This window comes from Mycobacterium sp. P4_H6, assembly GCF_056400845.1.
Map to the genome: position 1 here is coordinate 1 of NZ_JBFUKN010000014.1, position 12,743 is coordinate 12,743.

The following is a 12,743-nucleotide window of genomic DNA, read 5'->3' on the forward strand; positions in this document are numbered from 1 at the left end:
GTGCCCCACAGCGTCACCTCGGTGTGTCCGCTTTCCGGTGTGAGCAGCGCGTCGTACTGGATTCGGCCGGCTCCGCCGCAGAGATCGGCGGCGACCGCGATGGCGACAGTAGACGGGCGGCTTCCGTTCATTCTTCGCGTCATGGCCTCGAAGTCGACGACCTCTACACCCAAGATCTCCAGCGGCATCGGGCTTTCGTTCAACTCTTCTACGAGAACAGCCACGTCCCATCCAGCCATCGCTCGGTCGAACAACCAGCCGCCTGCAGATTGAGCCGCGTGGGCGACACTGCTGGCGACGACGTCAAGCTGATATCTGACGGAATGTGAAACAGGGTGGACGGTACTTTTGGCCACGGTCATCGCTGCTCCTGTTCTCTGGTCGTCACCGCATCCCGATCCGGACGTTCTTCGCTGCCATATTTCGGGTAAACCGTTGCTCCGCCGGTTCTGTGGAAGCCGTCCTCCTCGAAGCACCCCGTGCAGCGGCGGCCACGAACACCGCGACCGCCGCTGCACCACTCTTGGAGAAGGCTGCCTACAGATCAGGCGCCGGTCTTCGCGTCCTCCACCTTGGCCGGATCCGGGATGGTCTGGGTGTCACCATCGAGGGTCGAGGTGATGTAGCCCGTCACCGCTTGGGTGGGCAGCAGGGTGACCACGGCGTTGGCATCCAGCGTGCCTCGGCTGGCTCCGGTGGCGTCGGTGACATCGACGTCGGCGAGATACGTCACGCTGAGCTGGGACGGCCCGTAGATCGCCGATTCGGTGCCGTTGAGGATCAATCCGTCCTCATTTTTGTAGTTGGTGTACTGCACCGTGCGGGTGGTTTGGTGCGTCGTGGGGTCGATGACCTCGCTGACCGCCGCGGTGCCCCCGCCGACGCCGTTGTAGCTGCCGGTCGGCGGCAGCGGTGTCGTCTTGGCGACGTAGGTGGCCAGGTCCGGGAACGCCGAAGTGTTGAATACCGTCGTTGTGTCCCCGACCGATCCCACGCTGGTCGTGTACTTCAAATTCGCGATGACCAGTCGTGATTCTGTCGGCGCAATTCCGTGCTCGTCGCCGTTACCGGACTCCCAGAACGTGACCGCGGTGCCATCGGCATTCCAGCTGGGCATGCTTCGGGAGATCCAGCCGTCACCTTCGTCGACGCCGGGAGTGCTGGGATCATCCTGAACGAAGAGCGGAATTCCGTTCGCGCCGTTGAGATCATCTTCGATGGCGACCGCCCAGTTCTGGTTCGATACGTTGCGCACCTGCCCGTCCGCGTACTGGTCATAGATCGCAGCAAGGTAGACCGGCAAGAAGTTCTGCCGCACGAATCGAGTCATCGCAGTAAGCGCGTCGAATCCGCGCAGGCTGCCGACGGTAATCCACTGCTTGTTGGGCGACATGTCGATGTCCTCGTCGTAATCGAGGTTGCCGGTCACCCGCGTACCGCGGAAGGGGCTGCCCGGGTAGAGAATGTCCCCGGTTTGGCCCGACAGGTCGACCATGATGTCGTCGATGTTGCCCGCGTCGATCGCGCCGCCCTGAATGATCACGCCCTTGCCGTCGGGGGTCCATTGCTTGGACTCGCCGGTGGGCCAGACCACCCGCGCATTGGTGACCTCGTAGTGATCACCATTCGCTGTCAACGCGCCCACGATGGGAAGGGCCTGGAAGTTGCCGGTTTGGCCAAAGACGATGCGGGTGAACAGCACATGCGTGCCGTCGGGCGACGGCCGCATCTCCCGTTCACGGTTCAAGATGCCGCCGGGCGGCAGGCCGGGCAGGGTGGCCCCGCCGCCGTCGGGGGTGATGACGTTCACGATCCGCGCCGGGGAGCCGATGCCGTTGTAGCCGGCCGGCTCAAAGATCGCGTAGCGGGGATCGGGATTGTTGAGCAGCACCACGACTCGACCGGTTCCGTCATAGAACGGAACGGGTTTGAGGATGTTGATCGGCACCGCCGGGTCCGACCCGGCAACCGTTGGGGCGACGAGGCCGCAGGTGAGGCATTTCGCGTCCGTTCCGTCGATGTTGATCTGATAGATCTCGCCACGGCCGCCGGCGGCAGGTGTGCCGGAGAAGTAGACGGATTTTCCGTCCTCTGAGTAGCGCGGATTGACCGGCTTGGTCACGCCATCGGGCATGTTCAGAATTGCTCGCTCGACGGTGGGGTTCAGAACATTGACCCCGATGGTGTCCCGGTCGCCGTGCGGACGGAACAGGCTGAGCAGGTTGAACTTGCCGTCGGTGACCGACACCGTGAACGAATCAATCTGCGCTGCATCGTAATTGATGTCGTCGGGGGTGTAGGTGAAGTTGCCCGTCGCCTGGTCGATCGTCAGGGTGCCGTGCTGCGGTCCCTTGGTGACCTTGTAGGTCAGGGCGTCGCCTTCCGCATCGGTGGCACCGAGGTTTCCGGTCAGGGTCTGCCCGGTCTGCACCGTGGTGGTGGGGTTGTAGGCGATGGTCGGCGCCTGGTTGAAGAAGCTGCGTCGGACCCAGGCCAGCAGCGTCCACAGAGCCGGCGACGGGGTCGACGGTGCGGCGGGCGACGGCGCCACAAAGGGAGCGAGCACGGCGGCGAGGACACCGTGCATGGTGGCTGCTTCGGTCACGGGCGCGGCCGGATCGGCAGTCATCGCGATGGATGCGCCGCTTCGGCTCGTCTTGGCGGCGACCCCGGTGGTCTGGACGCTTGTCGCAACCGTCTTCACGGCGGGTTGGGTGGTGTTGACGATGACATCATCGATTCCGGTCTCGGTCGCCGACTCGGTCTCGGGCGGTCCGGCGGGTGCTGTAAGGGTGTCATCGGAATCCGAGTGCGAGCCGTTCCTGCCAGGAGCCTTCGTCGGCTGCCCGGCGGCCGGCACCGTCAGCACCGGCGGGCTATACACCGGCACCTCCGATGACTCCTCATCGCCGGCGGGCTCACTCGAATCAGTCTCAGTCCCAGCGTCATCGGTGCCGTCGCCAGCTTCATCGCTGGGCGATGTCGAGTCCACCGGCGAATCCGATTCGGTGTCATCGGCGTCATCCCTGTTATCGGCACCGATCGTGTCGGCCTGCCCGGTCGCGGATGTTGCGCCCGACCCGCTGGCGGCCTTGTCGTTCGCCGACGAATCCTTGTCTGATGAAGCGGCCGAGCTCGTAGTCGACCCTGAGTCCGCCGAACTCGACGTCGAGGACGATTCCGACGCACCACCGGTCGTGTCGGCCGCGGCCACGCCGTAGCCGGTGGCCACCGCGGCGACAAGCCACGCCGCCACGGCCATACCGCCGTATCCGCCGAACTTCACCGCGCGTTGGGCAGCTGTTCGAGAGGGCGCGACGGTCCACACCGGGGTGTTCGACGAAGGCGCAGAGAACAGGGGGTTGGTGTGGTGATTGGCGCTCGCCATGGGTTCAGCTCCAAATGGGTTTAAGGGATTAGTCCGTGTTCAGTTGATCGTCTTCGGTGCACGTATAGAGTTCTGATGGTGCGGCCGGACGCCCGAGTGGTGTGTCAGAATTTGGTCGACTGATCAGGAAGAGTGACATGGATCACCACAGCTGTCAACGGTGTGTACTTCGCACCTGGATCGGCGATAGCTTGCGCAGTCGGTGTCGGCGCTAGCCCATACGTTGCTGAAATGTGCATCGAGGGGCGTGTTCACTTCGTCCCGCCACGGTCGGGTGCGTGAATGACTCGAGAGGCCGACTGATCTGGTCGGTCAGGTGATCACGACATCCTGCACGGACAAAGCGCGGACCCGCCTTGGCGATCGTCGGGGCAGCCAGCAGTGGGCTTGCAGCCTGTCGCCAATCACGCTGCGCCAGAATGACTCAACCCCGAATATCGCTGATCGGTCATCAACTGGGAAGCCCTCGCCGAATGCCACCCAGGAGGGACTCTCTATCGAGGTGTCGGCGAGAGCCGGCAGATGTTTCAGGCCCGCTGTTTATGCCTGCCCACCGCGACGTACGCCCGTCGGGCATGATCTGGCCGTCGCCCGTGTTGACCGAGTTTGGCCGGACGCCGCTGTCATCAGACCTACAGTGCCGCTGTTGTCAGCGGTCGGAAGAACAGTTCGGCACGAGCTTCGCAGGCATTCCACGCATTGCCATTGTGATCGATCGATCAGTTTTGCGGTTCCATCATCCAGCGCGAGCGTCCACGCGCGAAGCGCAGTCGGCGACCTCACTCTTATGTCGGCTTCCGGCGGGCTTTCCAATCGCCGATGGTGTCGAGGCGGAGGCGTTGGTGAGCCGCCGCGCCGGTGTCCAGCCCCGTGTCACGTTCCCGGAGCCGGCCGATGACGCGCTCCCGGTGCTCGACCGGATTGTGGTCGTCGTACTTGAACTTGGCCTCGACCCTCACGATGGACATGCGCACCCCACGGATACCGGGCAGCAACCGACCGTACGGATCCTGTCCGACAGTCACGGCCGCATGGCCGCCTTCGGGCTGCAGATCGCCGAACTGGGTTCTGAGGATCTGCGCCTTGCCCTCGGGATCGTCGACAACTGAAGGGCGGCCGACGAATTGGACCGCAGAGTAGTAACTCGTCGGGACGCCGTCTTCGTCGGCGCCGCCGGCTTTGGCCCGCCAGTAGGACGGGATGTAGGCGTAGTCGCCGATCACCGCCAGGCGGACCTCGCCGGCCGCTTCCAAGTGCGGCCAGACGGGGTTGGGGCGGGCCAGGTGGAAGACCAGCTCGCTGTCGGTGAGGGTGAAGTGCGTGTGGATCAGCAGCGGGGCCTGACCGGGATCGATGTTGTTGACCGCCAGCGTCCCGAACCGGTCCGTGGCCGCCAGCCACCGTTGCCATTCGGCGGCGTCCTGTGCAGCGTCCCAGGGATGGATGAGCATCTCAATCTCCTTGTCGTGCAGTCAACATTCGGCTGGCCACTGCGTGCCATCGCGTCGGCCACGTGCGCAGTGCCCAGGACTCATCGAGGTCAGTCATGGGTGCCTTCGGGCCGCGGTGGGGCAGAGGTACCGACGCCGGGCTCGAACACCGCCAGGGAGAACCGTGCCGCACCATCATGGGGATTGGCATAGGTATGGGGCAGGTCGCCGGGGAATGTCAACGCGTCGCCGGTCTGAAGCGCGATCGACTCACCGGCGACCTCGACGGTGATCTCGCCGTGCAGAACGTGCAGGAGTTCTGTGGTGCCGGCGGCATGGGCCTCGGTGGCATGGATGTCGCCCGGACCCAGGCTCCAGTCCCACAGTTCGACGACGTCGGGAGCCGTGGTGCCGGCAACCAGGACTCCGCATCCGCCCTCGGCGCCGGTCCACAGTTCTGCGCCCTGACCGCTGCGGGTGACGGTGACGATGCGGCGTCCCGGAGGTTCGACCAGCGCGGGCAGGCCGATCCCCAACGCATCGCTGAGTCGAAGCAGCGTTCCCACACTGGGATTGACGGTGCCCTGCTCGACGCTGACCACCATGCGACGGCTCACGCCGGCCACTTCCGCCAACCGATCGAGTGTCCAGTCCCGGGCGCGTCGCTCCTGCTTGACGCGCGCGCCGATCGCCGCGGCGAGTTTCGCCGCCACCTCATCCATGCAGTGCACTATAACGCACTAATGGTGCGTTCAATGCTGGACCGTGAGTAGCTCCCGGGGAGCCGATGACCTTCGGCCCTAACCGCGTGAACGCTGTTTCGGTACGAAGAGGGACATGACCAACGAAGTAGATGATCACGATTCGTGGGGTATTCCCCGGCGCGGTGGAATACGCGCGTAACAAGATTGGCGGACTCGGGCGGTTCACTCGTCAGCCCATCACCCACGCCCGACTGAGGTTGACGCACGGGCACCGCGACATCGCTGAGTCCGCTGTGATCGCTCAAGTCAACATGGATGTGCGCGGGCGACCCGTGCGCGCGCAGGTCGAGGCCGCCTCTGCCCGTGAAGCGATCGACAAACTGGAGGCGCGGATGCGTCGGCGCCTCGGGCACGTGTGTGATCTCTGGGAGCCGCACCGTGGACCCGATGCCGCGCCGCCATGGCGTCACGCTGCGGAGTCCGCTGCACGGAGCCCGTTGATTTCTTGCGACGCTTTCATCAGCCGTCGCAAGAGCTATGCGATGGCCCCGTGCACCGTCGACGACGCCGTCATCGAGATGGACCTGCTGGACTACGACTTTCACCTTTTCCACGAGATCGGAAGCGATGCTGCCGCTGTCGTGTATCGCGGTGGACCTACCGGATTGAGGCTCGCGCTGGTGGCCCCGATTATCGCCGATCAGGTGGCTCCCTATGAACAGCAGGTCAGCATCAGCCCGCATCCGGTGCCCTGTCTGCGTGAAGACGCAGCTGTTGAGCGCATGGACCTGATGAAACTGCCGTTCCTGTTCTATATCGATGCGGCTGCGGGTCGTGCCAGCGTGCTCTACCGCCGACTCGACGGCCACCTCGCGGTGATCACTCCTGCGGGGTGAGCAACCGCCAGAATGGCCTTCGGACTGGGTACTTGCGGCAGCGCGGGGCGTTAGTCGTTCGTGCCCGTCGGCTCTGGGGGCGTCCGGCTCAAACCTTGGGACTTTAGCCCCTGAAGGTGCGTGGCCGTCGCGCCGAGAATAGTTCGCATGCAGACCTTCAGGTTCGACCTCGGCGCGTGGTCGCGGCGTCTGGTGGGGCGCAACCCCTTGGTTCGTCGCGCCGACCGTGTGGAGGCTATGGCAACCTTGCTGATCGCGCTGTTGGCCATGCTGGCCTTGCCGATCGCCGCTGCGGCAGGAACGGCGATTCACGAGAGTCTTGCCAACGAGTTCACCCAGGAGCGTCTGTCCCACCGACAGGTCGATGCCACCGTGTCGGCAGACAGTCGAGAAGTGCCACAGATGTACGGCAAGGCCTACCTCACCGAGATCAGTTGGGAAGTAGATGGACTGGCTCGTACCGAAACGCTTCGCACCGGACAACTTCGGGCAGGGGAGCACTTCGACCTATGGGCCGACGAGGCGGGTAATCGGACGATGAAACCGCCGTCGGACGCAGACGCAGTCGTCCAGGCCGCAGGCGCAGCGTGCGGTCTCTGGGCCGCGTCTGTCGCCCCTGCAGCAGCGGTGTGGCTGCTATTGCGGCGAAGGCTCACGCGTGCACGATGGGCGGCGTGGGATCGCGAGCTAGGTGACATGGCGGATGATGACGGGCGCCCGAACAATTCTGCGTGAATATCCCGCTAGTTACGAACCACCGCCACGGGAGCCAGCGCCGATTCGACAACCGACGCGCTCACCGAACCCAACAACATACTTGAGATCCCGCCCCGACCCCGGCTTCCGACGACGACCAGCTGAGCATGCCTGGACTCGTCGATCAGCCAACGCGCCGGCTTGTCACACACGATGCGACGATGCACGGTGACGTCGGGATAGTGCTCCTGCCATCCCGCCAGCCGTTCGCCCAGAATTTCATGACCCTGGTCTTCGTACTTGTGCCAATCCATGCCCAGAAACGGAAACAGTGCCACGTCGCTCCAGGCGTGCAGCGCAACTAGATCGACTCGGCGTCGTGAAGCCTCGTCGAAGGCGAACCCGATCGCCGCCTCCGACGAGGGCGAGTCATCGATTCCGAGCAGCACGGGTAGATCTCGGTCAACGCTTCTTGCCACGCCTTCCTTCGCGACGATCACCGGGCACCGCGCGTGGTGCAGCAGGTTTCGACTCACCGAGCCCAGTACGACACCACCGACCTGGCCGGGCCCGCGACTGCCGACGACGACCAAATCGGCGGCGCTCGACGCCTCGGTGAGTTCGGTCAGCACGCCGTCGTGACGGCGCTCGACAAACACCTTGGGGCTGGGCGAGCCTTGCACGGCAGTATAAAGAGTTTCCCGTGCGAGCTTGATCACGTTGTCCGCGTTGTCCTCCTGCCAACCCTGATAGTCCGACAGGACCGCTTCTATCGACCAGCTGACGATGATCGGCGACACCACATGCATCAGGGTGACGGGTCGCCGCCGCAGGACCGCGTCGCCGGCGGCCCAGCGAACCGCCGCTAGTGATTCCGGGGATCCGTCGATGCCGACGAGTATTCCGAACCGCGATGAAGACTGCGACATCTGGGTCTCCTGCCTTGGACGACGGTGGGCGCTAGATCTCGTGGCCGGCTGAAATCCGCGCCGTGGTCAGGCCAACGCCGAGACGAGGACAGCCTTGATGGTGTGCATCCGGTTCTCGGCTTGGTCGAAGGCGACGTTCATGGTGCTCTCGAACACCTCATCGGTGACCTCGATACCGTCACGCAGTTCCGGGAAGCGTGCGCCGATCATGGCGCCGACCTCGGTATCGCTGTTGTGCAAGGCAGGGAGGCAGTGCATGAACTTGACACGCGGATTATGCGCTGCGACAAGGAGTTCTGCGTTGACTTGGAAGGGCAGCAGTGCCGCGATCCGACTGTCCCAGGTATCCACGGGTTCGCCCATGGATACCCAGACGTCGGTGTAGACAAAGTCGGCCCCATCCACCGCCTTGACAGGATCGTCGGTGATGGTGGTACGCGCACCGGAATCCAGCGCGAAGTCCTCGCACAGGGCCAGATGCTTCTCCTCGGGCCACAGATCTGCCGGCGCGCCGATACGAACGTCCATTCCGAGTTTCGCCGCCGTCAGCAGCAACGAGTTGGCGACATTGTTGTGTCCGTCCCCGACGAAGGCGAAGGCGATGTCGGTCAACGGCTTCGGGCAATGTTCGGTCATGGTCATGATGTCCGCGAGCATCTGGGTGGGGTGGAACTCATCGGTGAGCCCGTTGAAGACCGGGACCCCGGCGTACTCGGCGAGTTCTTCGACGGCCTCCTGGCTCGCGCCGCGATACTCGATGGCGTCATACATCCGACCGAGGACACGGGCGGTGTCTTTGAGCGACTCTTTGTGCCCGATCTGCGATGACGTCGGGTCGATGTAGGTGACATGGGCGCCTTCGTCATGGGCGGCTACTTCGAACGCACACCGTGTCCGGGTGGACGTCTTCTCGAAGATCAGGGCGATGTTTTTGCCCGCCAGGGTCTGCCTGCCCAGACCCGAATACTTCGCCCGCTTGAGATCACGCGCAAGATCAAGCAGGTAGTGCAGGTCGCGGTCAGTGTGATGCACAAGGCTGAGCAGGCTGCGATTCCGATTGTTGAACGCCACCGTGGATGCTCCTTCAAGATCGCTGGCTCCCGGGTGTGCAGGGGTTGATCTGACGTTAGGGCGGCGACGGCGCCACCTCAGGAGTCCTTGGGTCGTCGAACAAGGGACTTTGTGCCTCAGACGCGGCGAGCACGTGCTGCCTACAGTCGACAGATGACCAATGACACACGCTCGATGTCCATCTTGTCCGCGACCGAGTGCTGGGATCTTCTGGCGAGCAGCGCGCTTGGCAGGCTGGTCACCAGTGTCGACGGCAATCCTGCGATCTTTCCCGTGAACTTCGTCGTGCAGCACCGGACGATCTTGTTCCGCACGGCACTTGGCACGAAGCTCGTCAGTGCAGCGATCAACAGCAATGTGCTGTTCGAAGCCGATGGGTACAGCCTCAGCGAGGGCTGGAGTGTCATCGTGTCGGGAGTTGCGCGCTCGATACGTGGCGACGAGGACATCGCGGAAGCCGATCAGGCGGGACTGATTCCGTGGACCGGTTCGGAAAAGCAACATTACGTTCGTATTCGGCCGCGCAGCATCACGGGTAGGCGTTTCGGCTTCAGCACCGAACCGGCAGCGTGTTTGCCCGTCGAGGATCCGGTGCTGGGATGACGAATTGGAGCCGATGATGACTACAGCGCGACTGCACGACCGCAGGCCCGGTGGGCGGGTTTTCCGGGACCGCAGGGAGGCGGGTCGGGTGCTGGCCGGACTGCTGGCTGGCTATCGGGGGCGAGACGGTCTGGTGGTCTTGGGCTTGGCCCGCGGCGGCATTCCGGTGGCCTGGGAAGTGGCAGCCGCGCTCGGTGCCCCGTTGGATGCATTTATCGTGCGCAAGCTGGTGCACCAGATCATCCCGAGTTTGCGATGGGCGCGCTGGCCAGCGGTGGGCGGGTCGTGCTCAACGACGACGTGGTGCGTGCCCTTGGGGTGCCGCCGCAGCTGCTGCGTGACATCGCCGAACGGGAAGGCCGCGAACTGGCCCGCCGTGAAGTCGCCTATCGCGGAGGGCGGCCACCGCTGGAGTTGGGCGGTAAGACGGTGATCCTCGTCGACGACGGGCTTGCCACCGGGTCGAGCATGCTCGCCGCCGTCCAGGCCTTGYGGGAGATGGCCCCTGCTGAGATCGTGATCGCGGTACCCGCGGCGCCGGAATCGACCTGCAGAGAGTTCGCCGGAATCGTTGACGATGTGGTGTGCGCCTCCATGACGACACCGTTTCTCGCGGTCGGACAGTCCTTTTGGGATTTCACACAGGTAACCGACGACGAGGTGCGCGAGTTGCTGGAAACCCCCACCGCCGGCGCCGGTACTGCGGGAATCCGCTCGGGGGCAACGCCCGCCGAAATCATCAACCGAGCGGCCGTCGATGCCCCATTCGGCCTTCCTCCCCGAGAAGCTCTGGACGAACTCGTCGGTGACGCACGCATCGTGTTGATCGGAGAGAGCTCACACGGGACCCGCGAGTTCTATGAGGCCCGGGCTGAGATCACCAAGTGGTTGATCGAAGAGAAGGGCTTCTGCGCGGTGGCCGCGGAAGCCGACTGGCCGGATGCCTACCGGGTGAACCGTTACGTCCACGGTCGGGGTGACGACGCGTCGGTCGAACAGGCATTGCTCGGTTTCGAGCGATTCCCCGCATGGATGTGGCGCAATACCAGTGTCCGAGATTTTGTCGGGTGGTTGCGCAGACACAACACCCGGGCGAGGAGCGGGGGCGGACGTGAAACAGGCTTCTACGGCCTCGACCTGTACAGCCTGCATCGCTCGATGCAGGAGGTGATCCGGTACCTGGAAAGTGTCGAACTTGCTGCGGCCCAGAGGGCGCGAGAACGATACGCATGTTTCGACCACGCCTCCGCCGACGACGGCCAGGCTTATGGTTTCGCTGCCGCGTTCGGTGCGGGCCTGTCATGTGAACGGCAGGCCGTTGAACAACTGGTCGAGCTGCAGCAGAATGCCCTGGATTATGTGCGCCGCGATGGACTGCTCGCCGCGGACGAACATTTCTACGCCCAGCAGAACGCGCAGACCGTTCGCGATGCGGAGGTGTATTACCGCGCGATGTTCGGTGGCCGGGTCACGTCGTGGAATCTGCGCGACCGGCACATGGCGCAGACCCTAGAGGCGCTGCTGGCACACCTCGATCGAAACGAAAGATCGGAGCCTGCCCGAATCGTGGTGTGGGCGCACAACTCGCACGTAGGCGATGCTCGGGCGACGGAGGTCGGAGCGGACGGTCAACTGACTCTTGGACAACTCGTCCGCGAGTCGTTCGGCGACCAGAGCAGACTGATCGGATTCACCACCTACTCCGGCACCGTGACTGCTGCCAGTGAATGGGGTGGAATTGCCGAGCGCAAGGTCGTGCGGCCGGCGCTCAAGGGAAGCGTCGAAGAGCTTTTCCACGAGGTCGACAGGCCGGGCTTCCTGGTAGCCCCGCGATTGAGTCGGTCAGCGGCCGAGCCGTTGCACGATGTTCGGCTCAATCGTGCCATCGGGGTCATATACCTGCCTGCGACGGAGCGGCAGAGCCTCTACTACCACGTCCGGCCCAGCGATCAGTTCGATGCGATCATCCACATCGATAGGACGACCGCGCTGGAGCCGCTCGATACCACCAGCGTGTGGGGCGAGGGCGAAATGCCCGAGACGTATCCCAGCGGACTGTGAAACCGGCGTCCATCGTCACACTGACGATGAATCCTGCGCTTGACATCACAGTCGATGCCGACGATGTCGTTCCCACCGAGAAGATTCGTTGTCGAGGTGAAAGATATGACGCCGGCGGGGGAGGCATCAACGTGGCCCGCTTCGCTCGCGTTCTCGGAGAGTCGATTACGGCTGTCTTCGCCGCGGGCGGACCCACCGGCGCCCGGGTTGCCGGCCTCGTGGGGGCATCCGGCGTCGCATACGAGCAGGTCGGCATTCGGGGCGCAACCCGCGAGAACTTCACGGTCAATGATCGTCGTTCAGGCAAGCAGTTCCGTTTCGTGTTGCCCGGGCCCGCAGTCCACGACGATGATCAGATCCGTTGCCTCGAAGCCCTGCAGCACGCTGCTGTGTCGGCGCAGTTCGTCGTCGCCAGCGGAAGCTTGCCGCGCGGCGCCGTGCCCGATTTCTATCAGCAGGTCGCGAGTGTCTGCGCTCGCGCGCGTGTACCGCTGATCTTGGACACCTCGGGGGGCGGGCTCGCGCATGTCAGATCCGGGGTGTTTTTGTTGAAGCCGAGCGTGCGCGAGCTTCGCGAATGCAGTGGACGACCACTGGCCACCGAGCAGGAACAGATTCAGGCAGCCCGGGAACTGATCGACCGCGGTGTCACCCACGCTGTTCTCGTCTCACTCGGTGAGCGCGGCGCTCTGCTCGTGACACCGTCGGAATGCGAGCGTTTTCCGGCGATCCCGGTGGCAGCGGTGAGCGGTGTCGGGGCCGGCGACGCCATGGTGGCGGGGGTTACCGTCGGGCTCGTGCGTGGTTGGACGCTGACCCGGGCCGTACGTTACGGAACTGCGGTGGCGGCGGCGAAGCTGCAGACTCAAGGAACCTCGCTGTATGACCGCGGCCAGGTCGAGCGATACTTCGACGACCTGACGACGCAACAGCTCCCTGATGCCATGGCTTGACGCTCGTTGGTC

Annotated in this window: 9 protein-coding genes and 2 pseudogenes; 5 read left to right on the plus strand and 6 right to left on the minus strand. The window is 64.2% G+C overall.

Annotated elements, in window-relative coordinates; genetic code table 11:
• The 4 genes and pseudogenes from AC1DTF_RS08000 to AC1DTF_RS08015 form a co-directional block, all read right to left on the minus strand.
• Positions 1-362: pseudogene (locus AC1DTF_RS08000) on the minus strand (hypothetical protein); the annotation flags it as partial.
• A gap of 182 nt (positions 363-544) precedes the next feature.
• Positions 545-3,388: an Ig-like domain-containing protein gene (locus AC1DTF_RS08005; protein WP_477473679.1), complete on the minus strand. Its 2,844-nt coding sequence runs from the start codon at positions 3,386-3,388 to the stop codon at positions 545-547.
• A 785-nt stretch (positions 3,389-4,173) separates the two neighbouring features.
• Positions 4,174-4,839, minus strand: a complete 666-nt coding sequence (locus AC1DTF_RS08010) for an FMN-binding negative transcriptional regulator (RefSeq protein WP_477473680.1) — start codon at positions 4,837-4,839, stop codon at positions 4,174-4,176.
• An 89-nt stretch (positions 4,840-4,928) separates the two neighbouring features.
• Positions 4,929-5,540: a helix-turn-helix domain-containing protein gene (locus AC1DTF_RS08015; protein WP_477473681.1), complete on the minus strand. Its 612-nt coding sequence runs from the start codon at positions 5,538-5,540 to the stop codon at positions 4,929-4,931.
• A 131-nt stretch (positions 5,541-5,671) separates the two neighbouring features.
• Here AC1DTF_RS08015 and AC1DTF_RS08020 point away from each other — a divergent pair, with 131 nt between their 5' ends.
• Together AC1DTF_RS08020 and AC1DTF_RS08025 are read left to right on the plus strand one after the other, a co-directional pair.
• Positions 5,672-6,418: a ribosome hibernation promotion factor gene (locus AC1DTF_RS08020; RefSeq protein ID WP_477473682.1), complete on the plus strand. Its 747-nt coding sequence runs from the start codon at positions 5,672-5,674 to the stop codon at positions 6,416-6,418.
• Between the two features lie 147 nt (positions 6,419-6,565).
• The gene (locus tag AC1DTF_RS08025) at positions 6,566-7,153 is read left to right on the plus strand and encodes an Rv1733c family protein (RefSeq protein WP_477473683.1); all 588 of its coding nucleotides are present in this window, start codon (positions 6,566-6,568) and stop codon (positions 7,151-7,153) included.
• Between the two features lie 8 nt (positions 7,154-7,161).
• On the opposite strand, the gene AC1DTF_RS08030 is transcribed toward AC1DTF_RS08025, so the two are convergent.
• A complete protein-coding gene (locus AC1DTF_RS08030; protein ID WP_477473684.1) occupies positions 7,162-8,043 on the minus strand; it encodes a universal stress protein in 882 nt (293 codons plus the stop codon).
• 66 nt (positions 8,044-8,109) lie between these two features.
• The gene (locus tag AC1DTF_RS08035; protein ID WP_477473685.1) at positions 8,110-9,114 is read right to left on the minus strand and encodes an ornithine carbamoyltransferase; all 1,005 of its coding nucleotides are present in this window, start codon (positions 9,112-9,114) and stop codon (positions 8,110-8,112) included.
• Positions 9,115-9,267: 153 nt separating this feature from the next.
• On the opposite strand from AC1DTF_RS08035, the gene AC1DTF_RS08040 reads away from it, so the two are divergent.
• From AC1DTF_RS08040 to AC1DTF_RS08050, 3 genes and pseudogenes are all read left to right on the plus strand, one after another.
• The gene (locus tag AC1DTF_RS08040; RefSeq protein WP_477473686.1) at positions 9,268-9,717 is read left to right on the plus strand and encodes a pyridoxamine 5'-phosphate oxidase family protein; all 450 of its coding nucleotides are present in this window, start codon (positions 9,268-9,270) and stop codon (positions 9,715-9,717) included.
• 16 nt (positions 9,718-9,733) lie between these two features.
• Positions 9,734-11,778: pseudogene (locus tag AC1DTF_RS08045) on the plus strand (erythromycin esterase family protein).
• Positions 11,775-12,731, plus strand: a complete 957-nt coding sequence (locus AC1DTF_RS08050) for a 1-phosphofructokinase family hexose kinase (RefSeq protein ID WP_477473687.1) — start codon at positions 11,775-11,777, stop codon at positions 12,729-12,731. Before AC1DTF_RS08045 ends, AC1DTF_RS08050 begins: the two are co-directional and overlap by 4 nt.
• Positions 12,732-12,743 lie beyond the last annotated feature (12 nt).

Bases quoted from the DNA above. Each gene is read 5' to 3' on its own strand.
- AC1DTF_RS08005 (WP_477473679.1), bottom strand. From the start codon at position 3,388: ATGGCGAGCGCCAATCACCACACCAACCCCCTGTTCTCTGCGCCTTCG.
- AC1DTF_RS08010 (WP_477473680.1), bottom strand. From the start codon at position 4,839: ATGCTCATCCATCCCTGGGACGCTGCACAGGACGCCGCCGAATGGCAA.
- AC1DTF_RS08015 (WP_477473681.1), bottom strand. From the start codon at position 5,540: ATGGATGAGGTGGCGGCGAAACTCGCCGCGGCGATCGGCGCGCGCGTC.
- AC1DTF_RS08020 (WP_477473682.1), top strand. From the start codon at position 5,672: ATGATCACGATTCGTGGGGTATTCCCCGGCGCGGTGGAATACGCGCGT.
- AC1DTF_RS08025 (WP_477473683.1), top strand. From the start codon at position 6,566: ATGCAGACCTTCAGGTTCGACCTCGGCGCGTGGTCGCGGCGTCTGGTG.
- AC1DTF_RS08030 (WP_477473684.1), bottom strand. From the start codon at position 8,043: ATGTCGCAGTCTTCATCGCGGTTCGGAATACTCGTCGGCATCGACGGA.
- AC1DTF_RS08040 (WP_477473686.1), top strand. From the start codon at position 9,268: ATGACCAATGACACACGCTCGATGTCCATCTTGTCCGCGACCGAGTGC.